The sequence below is a fragment of the Thalassobaculum sp. OXR-137 genome (assembly GCF_034377285.1).
Lineage (GTDB): Bacteria > Pseudomonadota > Alphaproteobacteria > Thalassobaculales > Thalassobaculaceae > Thalassobaculum.
The window spans coordinates 2711781-2731623 of sequence record NZ_CP139715.1 but is presented as its reverse complement, the minus strand read 5'-3'; the positions used below and the strand labels follow the sequence as shown (position 1 = coordinate 2731623).

The window sequence follows — 19843 nt, the reverse complement described above, 5'->3', positions numbered from 1 at the left end:
GTCGGGTCGTCGGACGGTCAGTGCAGCTGCGGTCCCTTCAGCAGGTTGCCGCGCGACACCGAGGCGATGGTGAGGTCGAGCCGTTCGCCTTCGCGGACCACGGTGATCGGGATATCGGCCCCGGCCGGGCCGACCGCCCAGACCCGGCGGAACATCTCCGCCAGGGTGGACACCGGCTTGCCGTTGATCTTCTCCACGATGTCCCCGACCTGCACGTCGGCGGCCTCGGACGGGCCGTCGTCGGCGAGACCGGCGACCACCAGCCGCTCCTCCACCTCGGTGCAGTACATGCCGAGCCAGGGCCGCGGGATCCGTCCGGCGGCGCCGCTGGTCAGCATGGTCTCGTAGATCGGCTTCAGCAGGTCGATCGGGACGATCATGTTGCCGTCGATCGGCGTGTCGTCCCCATGGCTCTGCTGGATGAACAGCGAGCCGATGCCGACCAGCCTGCCCTGCTGGTCGAACAGGCCCGTGCCGCCCCAGTTCGGGTGGGCCGGCGACGTGAAGATCGCCTCGTCCAGCAGGTATTCCCAGTAGCCCGCGAACTCGCGCACGGCGATGACCCGGGCGTTGATCGCCGAGCGACGGCCGCCATGGCCGACCACGATGACCGAATCGCCCTCGACCACATCGGAGGACACGCCCATCTCCACCGCCGGCAGATCGACACGGCCCAGCGCCTGGACCAGGCCGAGGCCGGTCTCCTGGTCATAGGCCAGGACGGTGCCGGGAAAGGCCCGGCCCTGGTTGTCGGTGATCCAGATCGTCTCCGCCTCGGTGACCAGATAGCCGATGGTCAGGACCAGACCGTCGCCGCGGATCACCACGCCGTTGCCCGACCGCTCGGTCCCCAGGACGGACGCGGTAAAGGCGTCCTCCGGGACGTGGCAGCGAACGCCGACCACGGCGGACAGGATGTGGTTCAGGTCGAATCCCAAGTGTTCCTGGCGGGGATGTTCGGGATTGGGCGCGTCCTCGGCCATGTTCCATCCGTTTTCGGGTGATGCGATTGAAGGTCAATCTAACACGCATTGCTGACATTTCAGCCCGGGCGTGGCGTTGTCTATCTCGACGGCGCCAACCGATTTAGTCTGGCGTCGAGCGCAACCGGCGGGAACCGGAAACCGAGATGGCGATGAACAGCGTTTTGATTACCGGCGGCAGCGGACGGCTGGGACATTTCGTGGTGGAGGCCATGATGTCGGATCACCGGGTCGAGGTGCTGGACGTCCGCGCACCAGCCCAGGACGTGGTCTATCGCGAAGTCGATATCCGCGACATCGCGGCGGTGCGCAGCGCCGTGCGCGGCCACGATCGGATCATCCACCTCGCAGGAATCGACGACGGCGTCGACGTGCCCGACCACACCTATTTCGAGGTCAACGTCCAGGGGACCTGGAACCTGCTGCGCGCCGCCGAGGAAGAGGGCGTGAAGAAGGTCGTGGTCGCCTCCTCGGCCGCCTCCTACGGCTTCAACACAGGTCTCGCCCCGGACTACCTGCCGGTCGACGAGGCCCATGCCCAGAGGCCCCGGCGGACCTACGACCTGACCAAGCAGCTCATGGAGCGAACGGCGGAGAGCTTCGCGCGGCGCCACGCGGCCGGGGGCGACGGGATCGCCTCGATCGTCTGCCTGCGTCCGACCCTGGTCGCCCGGCCGGTGAAGGTGCCGCAGATGCTGGCGGAACTGGCCACCCTGGCGCCGGAGGACGGCAACCCCGGCATGACGGTGGACGCCCCGATCTATGGCGGGCTGCCGGTGCTGCGGACCTATGTGACGTCGCGCGATGCCGCGGCGGCGTTCCGGGCCGCCCTGCTCGCCGACACCGCTCCCTACTCGGTCTATCTGATCGCCGCCCGCGATACCCTGGGCAATGTCGAGACCCTGGAATTCCTCGGCCGCCGGCACGGCATGTATCCGCCGCTCTACGACGAGGGATGGTTCAACCGGGAAGACGCCAGTCCCTTCGACACCCGGGCCGCCGAACGCGATCTCGGCTGGGTGGCGACGGACGATTGGTCGGCGGTGATCCGCTCGGTGACGGGAGACGCTCAGTGACCGGGGATGTCGATCCGGAGCGGTATACCGCCACCATGCGAGAGGCGTTCAGCAATAAGGAGAACCTGGCGAAGCTGTTCGGTCTCATCGCTCCCTATTTCGATCCGACCGACCCGCCGCTGGTCTATATCCTCACCCAGTCGAACCGGATCGGCCATTTCATGCTCGAGCCGCAGGTTCTCAAGACGCTGTACGGCCCGCGCTATTCGAGGATCGTCGTCATTACCCAGCCGATGAGGCTTCCCGGCACGAATACCGCCGTTCGCGACTGTTTCGGCGATCAGTTCGCCTGGATCGAGACCGACGATCAGGTTCTGACATCGCTGGGCTTTGTCGATGGCGGGCTGGCCGATTTCGGCCAACTCCACCTCCTGTTTTCGTCGCCGCGCACGCTATTCCGCGATTTCTGGCGGCATGTGGTGGCCGGCACCCGCCCCACCCTGCTCAGCCTGCCGGACGCGGTCCGCGATCGCGGACACGAGCAGCTTCGCGGCATCGGCATCGACCCCGAGGCTCCGTTCGCGTTCTTCCATGTGCGTACCGACCGGTACAAGGCCGGCAAGGAGAAACACCTCCACCGCACGACCAGTATCGAGCACTACCAATCCTCCATACGACGGCTGCTGGACAGCGGCTATCAGGTCGTCCGCATCGGCGAAGCCGGGCTGGAACCTCCGGACTGGAATTGGGATGGATATGCCAGCCTGCCCGATGCCCTGCCTGGGCTGGCGCCGGACGACCGGGCGGTCGACCTGGCCGTCCTGGCCGACGCGGCCTTCGGGACGGCGCAGAATTCAGGACCGATCTGGGTCGCCGCCGCCTTCGGCGTGTCGACCTTGCGCACCAATACGCCGTACGAGCACCTGAACCTGCCGTATAACCGGGACCTGACCCTGTTCAAGCACTGCGTCGACCGGACGACGGGCAACCGTCTGGGCTATCGGGAGATCCTCGATCGGCGCATTCCGGCGATCATTCGCGATCGGGAATTCGACGTGGCCGGCATCGACATGGTCGCCAACGATCCGGACGAGATCGACGCCGCGACCCAGGACTTCCTGGATCTGCTGAAGGGTGGACCGGCCGGGCTTGCGGCCGAGGACGCGGCCCGGTTCCTGGCGCTCGGCCAGGACTACGAGCGATCGATTTCCGCCGACCCGGCGATCAAGGCGGAAATGCTGGATTTCTACGGCTACGCCCATCCGTTCGGCACGATCGCCCGGGTCACGCCACAGGCGCAACCCGGGTTTCTCGACTGACCGACGCCGCCCGGGTCAGGACGACCGGCGGGCGACGGTCAGGAACTCCTGCACTTCGTCACGCAGGGTCTTCGCCTGGTCGGCCAGATCGGTGGAGGCCGTACTGAGTTCGGCGGCGGCGCCGTCGGTCTCGCGCGCCGACTGGGCCACGGTCTCGGTGCTGCGCGCCACCTCGCGGGTGCCGGCCGAGGCCTCCTGCACGTTGCGGGAGATCTCGTTCGTCGCCGAGGACTGCTGCTCCACCGCCGCGGCGATCGAGCCGGTGACCGTCGACACCTCGGCGATCGAGGAGACGATCGTCTGGATCGCCCGGACCACATTGGCCGTGGCATCGCGGATCGCACCCACCTGCTCCTGAATCCGCTGGGTGGCGCTGGAGGTCTCGTTGGCGAGCGACTTCACCTCCGACGCGACGACCGCGAAGCCCTTGCCGGCCTCGCCGGCCCGGGCCGCCTCGATGGTGGCGTTCAGGGCGAGCAGGTTGGTCTGCTCGGCGATGTCGGTGATCAGGGTGCCGACGGCGCCGATCTCCTCCGCCGCCTGGGACAGGGTGGCGACCAGCTTGTCGGCGGCCTCGGCCTCCTTGCTGGCGGCGATGGTGACCCGGCTGCCTTCCTGGACCTGCCGGGTGATCTCCATGATCGACGCGGAGAGCTCCTCCGCCGCCGACGCCACCGTCTCAACATTGGAGGAGGCTTCCTCGGTGGCGGCCGACACGCCGGCGACCTGCCGCGTGGTCTCGCTCGCCTGGGTCTTCAGCGCGCCGGAGGTGGCCTGAAGCTTCGTGGCGGCGTCGGTCACGCCGTCGACGACGGACCAAACCTTGCCCTCGAACCGTTCGGTCAGCTCGGTGAACGCCTCCAGCCGCGCCCCCATGCTGGAGGTGGCGTCGTTGATCTGGTTGGCGTTGCGAAGATACATCCCGTTCAGTCCCTCCGGCCGGATCGTCCGGAAGAACTTGCCCTGCTCGACCGCCTCCATGGCGGCACCGGCCTCGCGCACGAAGGCGTCGGCCATGTCGATCATGTCGTTCACCGCCCAGAGCATCCGGCCGACCGGACCGGTCTCGTCGATCCGCACCAGACGCTGCTCGAAATCGCCCTTGGCGATGCCCGTGGCCACCACGGCCGTGCGGTCGATCCAGCGCAGAAGGCGCGCCTGGAACACGAAGCACAGAAGCACCGCGACGGCCGCTACGGCGGCGCAGGCGGCTCCGGCGATCTGGGCATAGGGGATCGGCAGGAACGGGAGGACGGCGCCGGCGACGGAAGCGACGGCCGCCACGCCCAGGGCCACCCGGGTCCTAGAGAGAGAGCACGAACCGGTCATAGCCGATCTCCTTTTTCGCAAGGATGCTGAGGACTTCTTCGTAGGCGGCCTGCATGCCGTCCTTGCGGTTGGAGGGAGCGTCCTCGATGGATTTGAGGTGCTTGTAGAGCCCGGCCGCCGCCGTCACCGCCTCGGCGCGGGGTTTGCGCCGGTTGGAATGGTAGCTGACGATCTTGCCGGCGCTGTCGAAACTCGGCGTCACATGGGCGAAGACCCAGTAGTGGTCGCCGTTCTTGGCCATGTTGATCACGTAGGCGAAGATCTCGTTGCCGGCGGAGATGGTGTCCCAGAGCAGCTTGAAGACCGCGCGCGGCATGTCCGGATGCCGGATGATGCTGTGCGGGGCGCCCAGGAGCTCGTTCTCCTCGAAGCCGGCGACGCGCAGGAACACGTCGTTGCAGTAGGTAATCCGCCCTTTCAGATCGGTCTTCGACACGATCAGCTCGCCATCGCGGAACGGTGCCTCCCGTCCGGTGGGTTTCACCATCACTTTGGCCATGGTCAGTTCCTTCCCCCTTATTCCAGCACGACGCGGCCAGACTATCAGCCTTCAGGTAAACAGAAACTGAACAAATCCGGTTTTGATCTGGATCAAAACATTCAATTTCAAATACTTACAATATTATCCTGGGAAGGTTCGCGTTTCTCTCCCAAGTCTGGATGCAGGCGGTGCCACCCGGCATGATGGGCAGCCGGCACCCGACGCGCGGGCCCGAACGGCGGAGGCGGAGCGATGATCGACCACGTGTCCATCCCGGTCAGCGACCTGGCAAGGGCGGCCGAGTTCTGGGAACGGGTTCTCGCCCCGCTCGGGCTGAGCCGGCTGGTGGAGCGGGAGCGGACGGTGGGATTCGGGAAGCGCTATCCGGAGTTCTGGCTGAACCTGCGCGAGGATCTGGTCCCCGCCAGTGCCGATACGGGCGCGCATGTCTGCCTGCGGGCGCCGCACAGGGCGGCCGTGGAGGCCTTTCACGCCGCCGCCATCGTCCAGGGCGGACGCAGCGACGGCGAACCGGGACCGCGGCAGGCGTCGGTGACGACCTACTACGGCGCGTTCGTCCGCGATCCCGACGGCAACAAGGTCGAAGCGGTCACTTTTCCCCGAGACTAGCCGCTGGGCAGACTACCGCGGGACTCAGCCCCCCTGGGCCGCGTCGATGCCCAGGCGCTCGACCCGCCAGGTCGACCGGACCAGCCTGGCGGTCAGCACGGCCATGCCAAGCGCGGCAATGCCCGCCGCACTCTGGATCACGATCACCGGCAGATCGGCCCAGGCGAGCGCGGCCCAGACGATGGCCACCCCGTCGACGCCGATCGTCCCGGCGAACAGCAGCCCCACCAGGGCCGCCGTCGCCGCGGATGTCACGATGGAAGCCAAGGTCACGCCCCCAGCGGATGGGCACCGCCCACGGTCGAGCCGCGGCGGGCGTCCGGACCGAGGACACGCCAGAGAATACGGCCGGCGACCAGCATGCCGATGAAATAGACGGGGATCAGGATCCAGGAGGCCGTCTTGCCGAGATCGGCGATCCAGATGATCGCGCTGATGGCACCGCCACCGAAAGCCGCGGTGATGAGAAGAGCCATGATGGTGGTCGAGAAATACCCGGCGTCGGGGTCTTTCATCCGATGGGTAACCCGGGCGGCGAGCGGCGTGGCGATCAGGGCCACCGCGGACAGGCAGACGCCCACCAGCAGGGTAATCAGGGACATGGTCATGGAGTGCGAACCAGGGCTCAGAGCATGGGCCGGCCACCGAGCACGAGCCGGCCGGCGCTCATAGGTATCGCGCCGTTTCGAGGCCGCGATTAGCGCAGAAATCGCATGACGCGTCCCGCGAATTTCGCATGGCTCGGGGGCTTACAAGGCCAGGGCCGGCGCACCACGGCAGCCGGAATGCGGCTCAGCGCAGCCCGACCAGGGTCATCGGCGCCTGGGCGACATAGCGGTTCACGACCGTCAGGTCGGGCATCGGCACGGTCCAGTCGATCAACTCCCGCCCGGCCGCCAAGTCGGCCTCGGTGATCGTGTAAGCGTAACGCTTGCCCGGCCGCTCCCACTCGCAGCAGGTGCCCGCCGGCAGGTCCGGGTCGGTCAGCATCGCCACGGTCGGCACCGGCGGCGAACCGGTGGCATAGAGGGTCAGTGCGTCGTAATCGTCGTCGACCAGCGCCAGCTTCGCGCCGCGGGCCTTGGCCTGCTCCAGGCGCAGCCGATGGGAGATATGGTCGTCGAAGACGCAGAGGGTGCCGTCCGGCAGCGTCTCCAGATCGGCCGCGTCGCTCCAGTCGCCGAGCCGGTATTCGACCCGCTTGTCGCGCAGCCGTCCGTCCTCGCGCATCACGTCGAAGGTGATGATCCGCGCCTCGGGAGCCGCCTCGGCCATCAGCCAGGAGGAATGGCCCTTGAACGTCCCGCACTCCACGATGGTCGACGGCCGCAGCAGGGCGGCCACGGCGAAGATCCAGGTGGAGGAGTTGCGCATCGTGCCGCCGGCATTGTCGCGCAGCGGGCGCCGAGCATAGCTGGCCTCGAAGGCCGCCACCACGGACGCGGCGTCGGGGGCATCGTCCGGCAGGACGCCCCGGGCCGCCAGGGTCTCGCGCAGCCGCTCGACCCGGCCGGCGACGGCGGCGCTGGTTCGACGGACCAGCGCCTCGGTGATCACGCGGCGGCCGACTTCCCGGGCTGCCTTGCCGCCCTCTCGGGGTTCGGAATCGACGCCTTGGACGGTATAGATCTGACGGGCCTTGGGCATGGCGTTCACGCATCTCCAGATCGTTCGGCGCCGCACAGCCGGTCGGACTCGGCACTGATGGTCTCCACCAGCGCCTCCATGTCCTTGCGGCCGAACCGCTCCACATCGTTGATCGCCGGCATGAACCGGATGGTCACCTCGCCCGGATACCGGAGCAGCGATTTCCGCGGCCAGTAGAGACCGGAATCGAGGGCCACGGGAACCACCGGAAGCTTCAGATTGCGCACCAGGGCGATCAGGCCGGCATGGGCCACGCCGCGCTCGCCGACCGCGACCCGGGTGCCTTCCGGGAAGATCAGCACGCATCGGCCCTTCTCCGCCTCGGCCTTCGCCTGGTCCAGCATGCCGCGTAGGGCGGAGGCGCCGCCGCCCCGCTCGACCGACACCATGCGCGAGCGCCGCAGGAACCAGCCGAACAGCGGGATCGCGTCGAGCTCGCGCTTGTAGATGATGCAGAGGTCCGGGACGACCGCGTTCATCACGAAGGTCTCGAAGGCCGACTGGTGCTTGCAGGCCAGGAAGGACGGACCCTCCGGCAGGTGCTCGCGCCCCTCCACCCGGTAGCTCAACCCGCAGATCGCCGACAGCAGCCAGGCGGTCCCCCGCGACCAGACGCGGCTGACCTTGCGCACGTACCGCCCGTCATCTCCGCGGTGGAAAATGGCGTTCACCGGAATCGTCGCGGCCATCAGCAGCGACCAGACCATCCAGACCACGTTAAACAGGGAGGACCGTATATAGATCACGCAGGCACCGTTCGAATATGCTTGGTTCGTCTTAAGCAGTTCGCGGGGGATTGAAAACACCCCAGCGTCCGAAGGCGCCGGGACGGAACGGGTTTCGGGACAAGGATACTTGGGGTGCCGCCGCACCGCACGCTATAGGTGGTGCCCCACTGACCGGCAGGACCCGCCGCCATGACCCGAACCCTCGCCGCCCTTGCCGCCCTGTCCCTGAGCCTCGCCATCGCCCTCGGCGCGGTCGGCGCCCATGCGATCGGGGGCGACCCGGCCGCCCGGGAGCTGTGGCGCACCGCCTCGTTCTGGCATACCGCCAACAGCCTGGGGCTGCTCGCGCTGGCGGTGCTCTGGCCCCATCTGGGCCGCCGCCTGGGCCTGGCCGGGGTGCTCGCCGTCGGTCTCGGGACGCTGGCGTTCTGCGGCTCGATCTACATCCAGGCACTTCAGGGCAGCGCCCCGGTCCCGATGCTGGCCCCCATCGGCGGATCGCTGCAGATCCTGGGCTGGCTGGCCGTCGCCCTGGCCGCCGTCACCGGCCGTACCCGCTCCGCAGAGGGCTAGGCCGCGGCGATAGCACCTCGCCCTATCGGCCGGTGATTGGGTATGAGTCGTGGTTCACGACAACAAACAAACACGAGGAAACGGCATGGTCGATCGGATGAAGGACAAGGTGGTGGTGGTCGCCGGCGCGGGCTCCATCGCTCCGGGATGGGGCAACGGCAAGGCCTGCGCGGTGCTGTACGCCCGCGAAGGCGCCACGCTCTACCTGATCGACCGGGACAAGGCGGCGGTGGAGGAGACCGCCCGGCTGGTGGCCGAGGAAGGCGCAAAGGTCCATGCCGAGGCGGGCGACCTGACCAACGACGACACGGTCGGCCGGCTGCTGCAGGACTGCGTCGACCGGTTCGGACGGATCGACGTGATGCACAACAACGTCGGCGGTTCCCATCCGGGCACGGTGGAGGAGATGGACGTCACCACCTGGGATGCCCAGATGGATCACAATCTGAAGACCGTCTATCTCGGCTGCCACCACGCCATCCCGCATATGCGCAAGGGCGGCGGCGGGGCGATCATCAACGTCGCCTCGGTCGCCGGCTACCGCCATATCGGCACCCCGATCCATGCCTATGCGGCGGCCAAGGCCGGGGTCGTGCAGCTCTCCCGCGCCATCGGCGTGACCTATGCGAAGGAGAAGATCCGCTGCAACACGGTGGTGCCCGGCCTGATGCACACCCCGCTGGTCGAGGCGCGGCTGGTCAGCCAGCGCGGCAACAACGACGCCGAGGCGCTGATCGCCAAGCGCCACGCCCAGGTCCCGATGGGCCATATGGGCGACGCCTGGGACATCGCCTACGCCGCCCTGTACCTGGCGAGCGACGAGGCGAAATACGTGACGGCGACGGAGATCGTTGTCGATGGTGGCCTGGTGATGAGCGCGCCGGTTTAAACTGAATACGTCACCCTTCCCGCACTCCCCGGACCTGTTCCGGGGCCCACTCACCCATTTCCACGGTCGTGCGGGATGAGGCGTAGGCCCCGGAACCGGTCCGGGGAGTGATTGGAGGTGGAGTGCGGGAGAGCGCCTCACCGCCGATCACGTTCGCCTGAGAGGCGCGCGAGGTCGTTTCCGGCCGATCGGTGCAGGCCTACCTTAAGGTCGTCAGCGTCCTCAGGAGGCCGGAATGGGTGAGATCGTCGCGTTCCAACACCGACCGCGCGCCCGCGCCTGGAGCGCGGCCGATCTTCGCGCCCTGGATCTTCTGGTCGCCCGCCTGCCGGCAGCGACCGGCTGGGAGCTGGAGCCCTGCACCGGTCGCGCCTTCATCACCGGCGCCGAGGACGAGACCCTTCTCATCGTCGGCCGGACCGCTGCCGGCCTCGCCGTCGCCAGCGGCTGGGAGCGAACGCCCCATTGGCACGGCCCGTCGCTGGAACGCTACGGCTGAGCTTGACGCCGGGCCGCCGCCGCGTACGGTGGACACCGGATCCGCACAGGATCGGCCGGCACGCGGGAGGATCCCATGGCGTTCGACATCTTCGGTGGGCAGCGAGACGAGGATAGCGACTCCGCGCCCCGCTATCAGGCGATTTCCCGGCTCGACAAGGTGGCGATCCTGGTCGGCCTGCTCGACGCCACCATCGACCACGAGCGCAACCGAGACACGCCGTTCCAGGCCACGGAATGGCTGGTGAAGCACTATCCTCACGTCCATCCCAACGACCTGGACCACGTGCTCGACGCCGGGCGGCACGCCCTGACGCGGCTGGTCGGCTAACCCGCCGGCGCTCAGGCCGGCGTGAGCTGACCCAGGAACTTGCCGAAGGTCATCAGCCCTTCCGGCCACGGTCCGTGCCCGCTGTCCGGGTCCACGTTGCCGCTTTCCCGCAGATCGACCAGCCGCGATCCCCAGGCGCCGGCCAGATCCTCCGCCACCTCGAAGGCACAGTGCGGGTCGTTCCGGCTGGCCAGGACCAGCGACGGGAACGGCAGCGGCTCGCGCGGCACTGGCCTGTACGCTTCCGCCACCTTGTGGGTCGCGGTCGCCTCCTGGACATCCGGCACCGCCGTCAGAAAGGCGCCGCGCACCTTGCCGTCGGACAGTTTGGGTGCGGCATGAACGACCGCCAGCGATCCATACCCATGGCCGACGAGCACTACCGGCCGCTCCGACTTGGCCACCGCCGCGACAATCGCGGCGACATACGTATCGCGATCCGGGTGGGACCAGTCATCGACATCGACCCGTTCCGCCGTGCGCAGACCGGACGTCCACCGCTCATACCAATGCCCGTCCGTCCCGCCGCCGAGGCCCGGCAGGACCAGGATCGTCGCCTCAGAAGATTTCATGCCATTCCGTCCAGTTTCCTGCGGCCCGGCGGCCGAGGGTCATCCGGCGCCGAGAGCCGATTTCGGGAGCACCACGTGGATGCCCTTCTCCTGGTTCACCAATTGGGTCACCCGGACGTCCGCCGCAAGGCTCATCAGCATGAAGGCCTGGCTGCGCGACAGGTTGGTGGTGTCCACGATCCAGTCGATCATCTGGCGCAGCGCATGGCTGGCCGCGTTGTCCAGATCGGCGTTCATGCCCATGGTGATCCGCGCGTCCGGGGTCTCGGCCCGGGGGTAGTCGAGCGACAGGTCCTTGCGCAGATGCACCTCGATCTCGCCTTCCAGCGCGGTCTCGATGGCAGTAACGCAGACCTCGCCGTCGCCCTGCACGCCGTGCCCGTCGCCGAGCGACAGCTTGCCGCCCTCGGTCCAGACCGGCAGGTACAGGGTGGTACCGGCGATCAGTTCCTTGTTGTCCAGGTTGCCGCCGTTCTTGCGCGGCTGGATCGTGGAGATCGCGCCCCAGCCGGCCGGCGGGGCGACGCCGATCACGCCGAAGAACGGGCGCAGCGGCAGTTCCGTGCCCCAGGGCAGGCGGCCGACATTGCGCTCGGCGTCCAGGTCCACGGTCATCCGGTCCGGCTCGTCGAAATCCTCCGGCAGCGCGCCGGCCAGCGGCCGCACCTTGGTATAGCCCCAGTCCTGGCGCAGCTTGATGTCCAGCAGCCGGATCTCCAGCACGTCGCCCGGCATGGCGCCTTCCACGGCGATCGGCCCGGTCAGCAGGTGGCCCGGCATGCGCCGCTCGGAGCGCTTGTGGATGTCCAGCAGTTCCGGCGGGATGTGATAGCCCTCGCCCGGCAGGTCCTCCGGCGCGCCGGACACGGTCTCCACCGTCACCCGGTCGCCGCTGGCGATGGTCATGGCGGGCTTCATCGCCGCGTCGAACCAGCCCCAGTGACAGGTCTCCGGCGAAGCCTTCAGATGATGATGGGCCATTCAGTCCCCCGTCCCTCGAGATTGCGCATCGTTCCCCGATGATGCGACGGACGATGCTGCACTGCAATGGATGCCGCGCGCACGGGACCGGTGGGAGAATTGAAGGTTGTAAGACCCGTGGCCGGGCGGGGCGTCGGACGGCCTCAGAAGCGGCCGCTGCGCAGGCTCCACGGGGTGGCGGTCGGACGGATCATGCCCTGCACGGCGGCCGCGCTGTCATCCACGCCGATCCGACGGCAGATCTCCGGCCAGACGGTCTGCGGGTCCTGGCGCAGATCCTCCTCGTCGACGGTGTGGATGCGCTCCGCCCCGACGCCGAAACCCGCGATGCGGCGGTCGAAGGAGTCCAGCGCCCGGCGCGCCGCCTCGATCACCCGTCCGATGGCACCGGCGCCGACGGCAACCGCCGCCGACTCCGCCCGGCGCGTCAGGACGAGCAGCTCGACTCCCGGCGGATCCAGGAATGGGAAGAGCGGCCCGCTCGGATCGTGGAGCACGATCGCCTGCTTACCGGTGCAGGCCCGCGCGGTCTCGAAATAGAACGCAAGGGCCGCTCCCCCCTCCTCCCGCGCCAGGGTCAGCAGGGCATCGCCCGAGCGATCGCCGGTCGACGCTGCCGACACGGCTCGACGGGCGACGGCGTGCAGGGAGTTTCCGAGGGTCACCGGCGGAAGCGCCGCGATGTCGGGATGGCCGCCGAGTTCGGACATGAAGCGATGCGGATCGGTGACCGGTCCGGCAATCAAAAGCATGTTGCACATCGGCAAATCCCAAAGAACTCCGCGAAAACAACGGGCTGAAAACCCGGCGCGGACGGCCTCGTCGTTTGTCGCGGGAGAGTTTCAACCGTTTCGCGTCTGACTGCAAGCCTTGGTGGAAAGTCATTTGCGACTCGGCGGTTTGCCTAATTCTTCGGCACTCCGGTCTTGACCGACACTGCATACGGGAGATCATATGGCCGGATGTAAGTCAGGGTTGGGACAATGTTCAGCAACGGCCATGGAACCGGCTTGATCGGCATCACCACGCGTTGGATCGACGACAGTGGGAACGGCGCCGACCTTGCCGCGAAGCTCGGCCGTCTCGGCGAAGACGTCAGCGATTTCGCGATCCATACGATGGGGTGGATCCGCTGCACCGCCATCGGCGCGTTCGAGGAATATTCCTTCGATGCCCGCTCGGTTCACGTGAAGGGACTGACGGCCCTGCTGCACCGGCTGGTCGATGCCCAGGCGGCGGAGGCGACGCGGCTGCGCTGCATCGAGGTCACCACGTCCCGCGGCACCACCAAGATTTCCGACGACCGGCCCGACCGGATGATCAGCCTCGTCCTGAAATGCATGGAGATCGCCAATCCACGCGCGCCGAGGGACTCGATCCGCCGGGGCCGCATGGATAGCGCGGCGCTCCTGTCGCTCCAGGACCCTGTGGTGGCCCGGCTGATCGCCGCCTGGCAGGCCTCCGGCGCCGCCCTGCGGTCGCCGATCCTGGAGCTGATGACCGATGCCGGCATAAACCGGGGCATCAAGGTCATGGTGCCCCAGGGCGAGACCTTCCAGCTCATGCGCTATCACGGCTCCCCGAACGCGCCGTGGGATCCGGCCACCTGGCGGGGCTTCGAGGGGGGAACCCTCGATCAGGTGATCCCCGACCGCGGGATGATCGAGTCCGTACAGGCCTCCACCCGCACGGCGTTGAGCCTGAATGAGCCGCTGGTCGAGTTCTGCGAGGGCGTGATCCTCGCCAGCGACGGGCTCAAGGAATACCAGTGGTATCGGATCTCCCTCCCGGTCGACCTGCCCGCCGAACGGCGCTCCAGGTTCGGCGACGGCGGCCGCGGCGTGCTGGCCCTGCTGTCGCCGATCCCCCGGAGCCGGGAAGCGGCCTAGCGCTGCCGGGCCGGTCAGGCGATCTGCCGGCTCTCCCCCGTGCGATAGACCAAAGGCACGTCGCCGGCACTGTGGATCAGCGTCTGCCGCGCCACGTAGTCCGCGTCCTTCGCCAGCAGCGCCCATTCCCGCTTTTCCGGCCGGGCCGGGTGGGTCCAGATGATGCTGTCGAGCACGTGCTGAATGTCGTAGCTCTTCGCCACCAGCCCCGCCTGCACCATGACCTTCTCGGTCACCGTGACCATGCCGACCCGGCCCCATCGGGCATGGGCCATGGAGCCGGCGGCGATGCCGAGGATCTTCGGGAAGTTGGTCTGGCGGCCGCGCAGATCCGGCCGGACCCACAGCCCGCCCGTCCAATAGACCTTGTCGGTGATGCGCGAGGCATAGGCATCCGCATCGCCCTGGATGCTCAGGCGCTCACCCGGCACCATCTGCTCGGCCGGATTGCTGTAGAACAGGCTCAGGGTCTCGAGCTGGTCGGCCAGGGAGGTGACGGCGAAGCGGTACAGCCGCACGCCGATGACCGCCGCGATGCCGTCGTCGTCGCGCACCGTAAGGCCGATGCAATCGCCCACCCGGGCCGGCTTGAACTGGCTGTCGAAGGCGCTGGGCACGTATTTGCCGACCTCCTTCAACCGTGCCTTGAACGTATCGATGTCGTCGCAGGCCTTCAGGTCGAGGCCGTATCGGTGAAAGTCCCGATCGATCCGGATCAGGGATTCCTGGATTTCGCTTCGTCTGGACTCGCATTCGGCGTGTATCGGGCCGATTCCAGCGAGAAATGGTCTCTCAGTCATCGTGATGTCCCCCACTGATGCTGATACCGGGAGATCAACCCTAAGGAGACAATCGTATGCAGACGATGGGCAGGCCGCGACTCGCGGCACGCGTTGATTTCCCGACGATGGAAAAATCAATACGCGAACCGCGACTCGAACAGGGGCACGGCCCGCAGCGTCACCGTCGGCGGTTTGGGCTATAGTCGCAGGAGACAGGGAGGATCCGATGACAGACGCAGCAGCAGCCGGCCCCGAGGCCATCGAGAGCTGGCACGCCCATGTGTATTTCGACGCCGAGACCGCCGCAACGGCGCGGGCGCTGTACGACCGGGTGAAAGCCGCCTTCCCGGCGGCGGAGATGGGGCGCTTCCACGAGCGCCCGGTAGGGCCGCATCCGATGGGGAGCTATCAGATCGCCTTCACGCCCGACCTGCTGGCGCCGGTGCTGTCCTGGCTCGCCTTGAACCGGGGCGGCCTCGACGTGTTCGTCCACCCCAACACCGGCGACGGCCTGGCCGACCATCGCGACCACGTCGTCTTCCTGGGGAAGTCCTACCCGCTGAACCTGTCGATCTTCGACAGCTAGCCGGCGCCGTGTTCAGGCGGTCTGACGGGTGTCGGCCGGGGCCGCGTGGCGGTTGCGGTGGGTCACCATCCGGCCGTGCAACTCGGTGACGATCTTGCTGCCGGTCTTGGTGAACAGGAACGGCAGCACGCCGTGCACCAGGCAGGCCAAGCCGCCCAGGATCATGCGGATGCCGAAGCCGCTCGCCATCCCGAAATGCTCGCCATAGGTCTCGCCCACGCTGGCGGGGTGGTCGGTGAACATGCGCATATCGGCCTCCATATCGATCAGGTAAAGCAATTGTGGCCCCGTTCGACGCGAAAGAGTTTGCTTTGATTGTGTTTCGAAGCCCGATCTGTAGAATTATTTTCCATGGATCATATAGATCGTAAAATCCTCGACCTTCTACAGCGCGATGCCGGCATGGCCTTGGCCGATATCGCCCAGACGGTCGGTCTGTCGACCACCCCGTGCTGGCGGCGCATCCAGCGCATGGAGAAGGACGGCGTCATCCGCCGCCGGGTCGCCCTGCTGGACCGCGAGAAGATCGCGCTGGGGGTGACCGTGATCGTGCGGGTGCGGACCAACCGGCACGACATGGACTGGCTTGAGCAGTTCGCCCGAACGGTCGACGACATCGACGAGATCGTCGAGGTCTACCGGATGAGCGGCGACATCGACTACATCCTGAAGGTCGTCGTGCCGGACATCGCCACCTACGACCTGATCTACAAGCGGCTGATCACCGCAGTGCCGCTGATGGACGTCAGTTCCAACTTCGCCATGGAGGAGATCAAGTTCTCCACCCGTCTGCCGCTCAGCTACGCGCCGTAACCGGCTCCACCAGGGGCGCCAGCCGGACCACCGTGCCCGGTGTCGGGACGTCCCGCCCGTGCATGTCCGCCAGATCGGAATAGGCGCAGACGGCGTTCCGGCCGGCCTTCTTGGCGGCATAGAGCGCGGTGTCGGCCATGGCGATCAAGGTCGCCTCCTCCTCGTCGGCGCTCTCGCCGACCCGGACCAGCCCGGCGCTCAGCGTATGGCCGATGGCGGCGCCGCCGAACCGGGTCGGGGTATCGGCGAACCGGCGCCGGACGCGATCGGCGACCGAGCGGGCGGCGGCCTCGGTCTCGGCCTCGAACAGCAGCATGAACTCCTCGCCGCCGAACCGAGCCGTCACGTCGGTGGCCCGGAATTCGCGCCGCAGCATGGACGCGAAATGGGTCAGCACCGCATCGCCCGCCGCATGGCTGTAGGTGTCGTTGATGTCCTTGAACCGGTCCAGATCGATGAGCGCCAGCCAGAGAGTGCCGGGCCATTTCCCGTCCTGCTTCAGGTCTGCGACCTTGGCGTCGAACCCGCGACGGTTCAGCAGGCCGGTCAGCGCGTCCCGGCTGGCCGCCGTCTCCGCCGCGATCCGCCTGACCTCCTGACCGCGCAGCCATTGGCCGAGGGAGGCGCTGAGCAGCAGGCTCTCGAGCACGATGCCGATGAAGACCAGCCGCACGAGGATGATGTGCGAGATCGCAAGGAAGGGCACGAAGGACGCGGTCACGCAGGCGGTCAGCAGGGTGGAGACAGAGACCAGCCCCCAGCCGAGCGCCATCCAGGAGGCATATTTGAGCCCGTCCCGCCGCCAGGCGACCCAGCTCAGCCAAGTCATGTGGAACGGCATCGTCATCAGCGCGATGAAGGTCAACGGGGTCTCGATGACCGGGACCTGGGCCGGCAGCGCCAGCAGCGTCGCCGTCCCGTAGAACCCCACCGCCACCCGCAGCACGACGTTGTGCCTCGGATGCAGGTGCGCCAGGTCCAGGTGCCGCCGGGCGAATTCGTAGGCCGCCGCGGTCAGCAGGAAGACGGACCAGTCGAAGCCGATATGCTGAAGCCAGGCATTGGACGGGAACAGAAGCTGCAACCCGACGCCGGAGAAGATCACATAGGTGGACGCGACGGCGGACATGTAGACGGCGTAGACGATCATGCGGGCCTGGCGCATGAAGATGCCGTAGAGCAGCCAGAACGACGCCGCCGTCGCCAGGCAGCCAATCCAGAACACGAAGAACGCGGTGTTGGTCACCGAGTGGTGCTCGAACCCCCGCTCGCTCCACAGCATCAGATCGAGATGGATCGGGATCGGATGGTCGTTGCCGAAGCGCACCGCCACCTCACGCCCTTCGCCCGCCGGAACCGTGATCGCCAGCGCCGGCCCCGCGTAGGCCAGAGGGCGTTCGTCATAGGGCTGCATCTGATCGTAGTCGCCCCGTTGGACCCGACCGTCCGGGGCGATCGCATAGACCGTGAAGGTCGTCAGACGCATGACGTCGTGGGTGACGACGACCTCCTGCTGCCTGCCGGTGTCGTTCACGATCGCGAACCGCATCCAGGTCGTGGCGCTGGTCAGCCCGCGCTTGCGGGTCCGTTCGGTCGCCATCTGCCAGCCGGCGGAGCGCAAGGCCTCCTCGACGGAAAGCGGGCCGTCCGGCTCGATCAGGAACAGCGCCCGGCCAAGGAGGCTTACATCCCCGTCGAGGGACGAAAGCTCGATGGCAGACGGCATCGCGGGCTCGGCCGCGCCGGCCGGGGGTACGACGAGAGCAATCAAGGCGATCAGCGCCAGAACTGCCAGGCGAACAGGCATGCCGTTACCTTCGGGTCCCAAGCGATCCGCGGCCCGATCCGAGCGCCTAGCCGGTGATCGAGCGCATTATCATCAAAACCGAATGATCGGAAAGGCCCGTGGCAAAGCGGACGGTCAGCGTTGGGCCGTCGCCGTCTCGGTCAGGGACGACAGGCCGACCACCTTGCCCGGGTGCGAGCGGTCCGGATCGTGGCCTTCCGCCAGGTCCGAGGCGGCCCGAACGGTGTTCCGGCCGGCCTTCTTGGCGGCATAGAGCGCGGCGTCCGCCAGAGCGATCAGGGTCGCCTCCTGCTGGTCCTCGCCGTCGGCGATCCGCACCAGGCCCGCGCTCAGGGTATGGCCGATCATCGATCCCTCGTAGCGGGTCGGCGTGTCGGCGAAGCGCCGGCGGACCCGGTCCACCACGGCCCGGGCGACCTCCTCGCTCTCGGCCTCGAACAGCAGGATGAACTCCTCGCCGCCGAACCTTGCGGTCAGGTCGTTGGCGCGGAACTCGTGGCGCAGCATGGTCGCGAAATGGGTCAGGACCGCATCGCCCGCCGCATGGCTGAAGGTGTCGTTGATGTCCTTGAACTGGTCGAGATCGATGAGGGCCAGCCAGAGCCGGCCCGGCCACAGGCCCATCTGCTTCAGGTGCAGAACGTTGGCATCGAATCCCCGCCGGTTCAGCAGGCCGGTCAGGGCATCCCGGCTGGCCGCCGTCTCCGCGGCGATCCGCCGGACCTCCTGCCCGCGCAGCCACTGGCCGAGCGAGGCGCTGAGCAACAGGCTCTCCACCACCGTGCTGGCCAGGACAACGCGCAAGAAATCCGCCTGGGAGAACGTCACGAACGACAGGTCGATGACGCTGCCGAACACCCCCATCACGGAGGACACCGTCACGCCGCCCCAACCGACCACCATCCAGCCGGCGTAGGATATCCCGTCCCGGCGCCAGGCGATCCAGCTCCGCCAGGTGACGTAGAGCGGGAAGCCGCTCATCGCGACGAATGTCAGGGGCGCCTCGATCTCCGGATAGCGGCTCGGGAACGCCACCACGGCCATGCAGAGGCTGAACGCCGCGGCCAGGCGCATGAAGCGGTCGTGGCCCGGGTGCAGCCGGGCGACATCGAGGTGGCGGCGGGCGAATTCCAGACAGGCGGCGCCCACACAGAACATGACCCAGTGGAAACCAAGCGCCCGCAGCCACAGGGTCGACGGGAAGAGGATCTGCTCGCCGACGCCGGTGAAGGTCAGGAACAGCGCGACCAGTCCCGTCATGTAAAGCGCATAGACGACCATGCGTCCCTGGCGCATGAACGCCCCGTACAGCAGCCAGAAAGCCGCCGCCGTCCCCAGGCAGCCGACCAGGAAGACGATGAAGGTGGTCGTCAGCAGGGTGTGACGCGCGAAGCCGGCGGCGGTCCACAGGTCCAGATCCGTGTTCATCGGGACCGGGAACGCGTTGCCGAAGGCCACCGTCACGTCCCGCTCCCCGCCCGGCGGCACCAGGATCGACACGGCCGGCAGGGGCGACGCGAGGGCCCGCTGGTCGTACGGCATTGCGGGATCCAGGTCGGTGCGCGTCACGCTGCCGTCCGGCGCCCGCACATAGGCGGTGAAATCCATCAGGTTGGCGATATCGTAACTCGCGACCATCTCGCGGGCGATCCCGGTGTCGTTGCGCAGCCGGAAGCGCACCCAGAACCGGTCGTCGGTAATTCCTGCATTGCGTTTGTCGGCGTCCAGCCACTGCCAGTCCGGCGAGGCCAGGGCCCGGTCGAGGTCGAGCGCCCCGCCGGGATCCCGCAATATCAGGGCATGGTCGATCAGTTCGATCCCGTCGCCGATCGAGGACTGGTCGATGATTGGGACGGTATGCGGCGAGCCGCTCTGGCTCAGGGCCGTCCGCGGCAGGATGCCAAGGGCGCCGCACAGGCAGATCAGCATCAGGAACGCGCGGACGGGCATGCCATTTCCATAAGATCCGGAACCTTCGGCGCCCATCTG

At 67.6% G+C, this 19843-nt stretch carries 24 protein-coding genes; 10 read left to right on the top strand and 14 right to left on the bottom strand.

Features of this window, described 5'->3' with window-relative positions; genetic code table 11:
- Window positions 1–17: 17 nt before the first annotated feature.
- Window positions 18–983 carry a S1C family serine protease gene (locus T8K17_RS12900; protein ID WP_322330137.1) on the bottom strand — a complete coding sequence of 322 codons (966 nt, stop codon included), beginning with the start codon at window positions 981–983 and terminating at the stop codon, window positions 18–20.
- A gap of 152 nt (window positions 984–1135) precedes the next feature.
- On the opposite strand from T8K17_RS12900, the gene T8K17_RS12895 reads away from it, so the two are divergent.
- Both T8K17_RS12895 and T8K17_RS12890 read left to right on the top strand, forming a co-directional pair.
- Window positions 1136–2059 (top strand): NAD-dependent epimerase/dehydratase family protein, encoded by a 924-nt coding sequence (locus T8K17_RS12895; protein WP_322334912.1) that lies wholly within the window; start codon window positions 1136–1138, stop codon window positions 2057–2059.
- The gene (locus tag T8K17_RS12890; RefSeq protein ID WP_322334911.1) at window positions 2056–3318 is read left to right on the top strand and encodes a TIGR04372 family glycosyltransferase; all 1263 of its coding nucleotides are present in this window, start codon (window positions 2056–2058) and stop codon (window positions 3316–3318) included. Before T8K17_RS12895 ends, T8K17_RS12890 begins: the two co-directional genes overlap by 4 nt.
- Window positions 3319–3333: 15 nt before the next feature.
- Here T8K17_RS12890 and T8K17_RS12885 read toward each other — a convergent pair whose 3' ends face one another.
- Both T8K17_RS12885 and T8K17_RS12880 read right to left on the bottom strand, forming a co-directional pair.
- Window positions 3334–4602: a methyl-accepting chemotaxis protein gene (locus T8K17_RS12885; RefSeq protein WP_322334910.1), complete on the bottom strand. Its 1269-nt coding sequence runs from the start codon at window positions 4600–4602 to the stop codon at window positions 3334–3336.
- A gap of 19 nt (window positions 4603–4621) precedes the next feature.
- Window positions 4622–5146 (bottom strand): PAS domain-containing protein, encoded by a 525-nt coding sequence (locus tag T8K17_RS12880; protein WP_322334909.1) that lies wholly within the window; start codon window positions 5144–5146, stop codon window positions 4622–4624.
- Window positions 5147–5380: 234 nt separating this feature from the next.
- On the opposite strand from T8K17_RS12880, the gene T8K17_RS12875 reads away from it, so the two are divergent.
- On the top strand, window positions 5381–5758 hold the full coding sequence (locus T8K17_RS12875) for a VOC family protein (protein ID WP_322334908.1): 378 nt from the start codon (window positions 5381–5383) through the stop codon (window positions 5756–5758).
- Between the two features lie 24 nt (window positions 5759–5782).
- Here T8K17_RS12875 and T8K17_RS12870 read toward each other — a convergent pair whose 3' ends face one another.
- The 4 genes from T8K17_RS12870 to T8K17_RS12855 form a co-directional block, all read right to left on the bottom strand.
- Window positions 5783–6025 (bottom strand): hypothetical protein, encoded by a 243-nt coding sequence (locus T8K17_RS12870; protein WP_322334907.1) that lies wholly within the window; start codon window positions 6023–6025, stop codon window positions 5783–5785.
- 2 nt (window positions 6026–6027) lie between these two features.
- The gene (locus tag T8K17_RS12865; protein ID WP_322334906.1) at window positions 6028–6366 is read right to left on the bottom strand and encodes a hypothetical protein; all 339 of its coding nucleotides are present in this window, start codon (window positions 6364–6366) and stop codon (window positions 6028–6030) included.
- A 184-nt stretch (window positions 6367–6550) separates the two neighbouring features.
- Entirely contained in the window at window positions 6551–7405 is an 855-nt protein-coding gene (locus tag T8K17_RS12860) for a hypothetical protein (protein ID WP_322334905.1), read from the bottom strand.
- A 5-nt stretch (window positions 7406–7410) separates the two neighbouring features.
- Complete coding sequence (locus T8K17_RS12855; RefSeq protein WP_322334904.1) at window positions 7411–8151, bottom strand: lysophospholipid acyltransferase family protein; 741 nt, start codon at window positions 8149–8151, stop codon at window positions 7411–7413.
- Between the two features lie 171 nt (window positions 8152–8322).
- On the opposite strand from T8K17_RS12855, the gene T8K17_RS12850 reads away from it, so the two are divergent.
- The 4 genes from T8K17_RS12850 (at window position 8323) to T8K17_RS12835 (ending at window position 10424) form a co-directional block, all read left to right on the top strand.
- Window positions 8323–8706: a DUF423 domain-containing protein gene (locus T8K17_RS12850; RefSeq protein WP_322334903.1), complete on the top strand. Its 384-nt coding sequence runs from the start codon at window positions 8323–8325 to the stop codon at window positions 8704–8706.
- 85 nt (window positions 8707–8791) lie between these two features.
- On the top strand, window positions 8792–9595 hold the full coding sequence (locus T8K17_RS12845; RefSeq protein WP_322334902.1) for an SDR family NAD(P)-dependent oxidoreductase: 804 nt from the start codon (window positions 8792–8794) through the stop codon (window positions 9593–9595).
- 235 nt (window positions 9596–9830) lie between these two features.
- Window positions 9831–10094: a hypothetical protein gene (locus T8K17_RS12840; protein WP_322334901.1), complete on the top strand. Its 264-nt coding sequence runs from the start codon at window positions 9831–9833 to the stop codon at window positions 10092–10094.
- Between the two features lie 75 nt (window positions 10095–10169).
- Entirely contained in the window at window positions 10170–10424 is a 255-nt protein-coding gene (locus T8K17_RS12835; RefSeq protein WP_322334900.1) for a hypothetical protein, read from the top strand.
- An 11-nt stretch (window positions 10425–10435) separates the two neighbouring features.
- On the opposite strand, the gene T8K17_RS12830 is transcribed toward T8K17_RS12835, so the two are convergent.
- The 3 genes from T8K17_RS12830 to T8K17_RS12820 form a co-directional block, all read right to left on the bottom strand.
- Window positions 10436–10996 carry an RBBP9/YdeN family alpha/beta hydrolase gene (locus T8K17_RS12830; RefSeq protein WP_322334899.1) on the bottom strand — a complete coding sequence of 187 codons (561 nt, stop codon included), beginning with the start codon at window positions 10994–10996 and terminating at the stop codon, window positions 10436–10438.
- A 39-nt stretch (window positions 10997–11035) separates the two neighbouring features.
- Window positions 11036–11977, bottom strand: a complete 942-nt coding sequence (locus T8K17_RS12825; RefSeq protein WP_322334898.1) for an acetamidase/formamidase family protein — start codon at window positions 11975–11977, stop codon at window positions 11036–11038.
- A 143-nt stretch (window positions 11978–12120) separates the two neighbouring features.
- On the bottom strand, window positions 12121–12738 hold the full coding sequence (locus tag T8K17_RS12820; protein WP_322334897.1) for a hypothetical protein: 618 nt from the start codon (window positions 12736–12738) through the stop codon (window positions 12121–12123).
- A gap of 222 nt (window positions 12739–12960) precedes the next feature.
- Between T8K17_RS12820 and T8K17_RS12815 the strand changes: the two genes are divergently transcribed.
- Entirely contained in the window at window positions 12961–13866 is a 906-nt protein-coding gene (locus T8K17_RS12815) for a hypothetical protein (RefSeq protein WP_322334896.1), read from the top strand.
- A gap of 14 nt (window positions 13867–13880) precedes the next feature.
- On the opposite strand, the gene T8K17_RS12810 is transcribed toward T8K17_RS12815, so the two are convergent.
- A complete protein-coding gene (locus tag T8K17_RS12810; RefSeq protein WP_322334895.1) occupies window positions 13881–14666 on the bottom strand; it encodes a hypothetical protein in 786 nt (261 codons plus the stop codon).
- A gap of 208 nt (window positions 14667–14874) precedes the next feature.
- On the opposite strand from T8K17_RS12810, the gene T8K17_RS12805 reads away from it, so the two are divergent.
- Window positions 14875–15234 (top strand): DOPA 4,5-dioxygenase family protein, encoded by a 360-nt coding sequence (locus T8K17_RS12805; RefSeq protein ID WP_322334894.1) that lies wholly within the window; start codon window positions 14875–14877, stop codon window positions 15232–15234.
- A 12-nt stretch (window positions 15235–15246) separates the two neighbouring features.
- Here T8K17_RS12805 and T8K17_RS12800 read toward each other — a convergent pair whose 3' ends face one another.
- Window positions 15247–15483: a DUF6356 family protein gene (locus T8K17_RS12800; RefSeq protein ID WP_322334893.1), complete on the bottom strand. Its 237-nt coding sequence runs from the start codon at window positions 15481–15483 to the stop codon at window positions 15247–15249.
- Between the two features lie 102 nt (window positions 15484–15585).
- Between T8K17_RS12800 and T8K17_RS12795 the strand changes: the two genes are divergently transcribed.
- Window positions 15586–16047, top strand: a complete 462-nt coding sequence (locus tag T8K17_RS12795; RefSeq protein ID WP_416153186.1) for an Lrp/AsnC family transcriptional regulator — start codon at window positions 15586–15588, stop codon at window positions 16045–16047.
- Here the strand turns inward: T8K17_RS12795 and T8K17_RS12790 are convergent.
- The gene (locus tag T8K17_RS12790) at window positions 16031–17854 is read right to left on the bottom strand and encodes a diguanylate cyclase (RefSeq protein ID WP_322334891.1); all 1824 of its coding nucleotides are present in this window, start codon (window positions 17852–17854) and stop codon (window positions 16031–16033) included. The genes T8K17_RS12795 and T8K17_RS12790 overlap by 17 nt on opposite strands.
- Window positions 17855–17968: 114 nt before the next feature.
- Window positions 17969–19804 (bottom strand): diguanylate cyclase, encoded by a 1836-nt coding sequence (locus T8K17_RS12785; protein ID WP_322334890.1) that lies wholly within the window; start codon window positions 19802–19804, stop codon window positions 17969–17971.
- Window positions 19805–19843 lie beyond the last annotated feature (39 nt).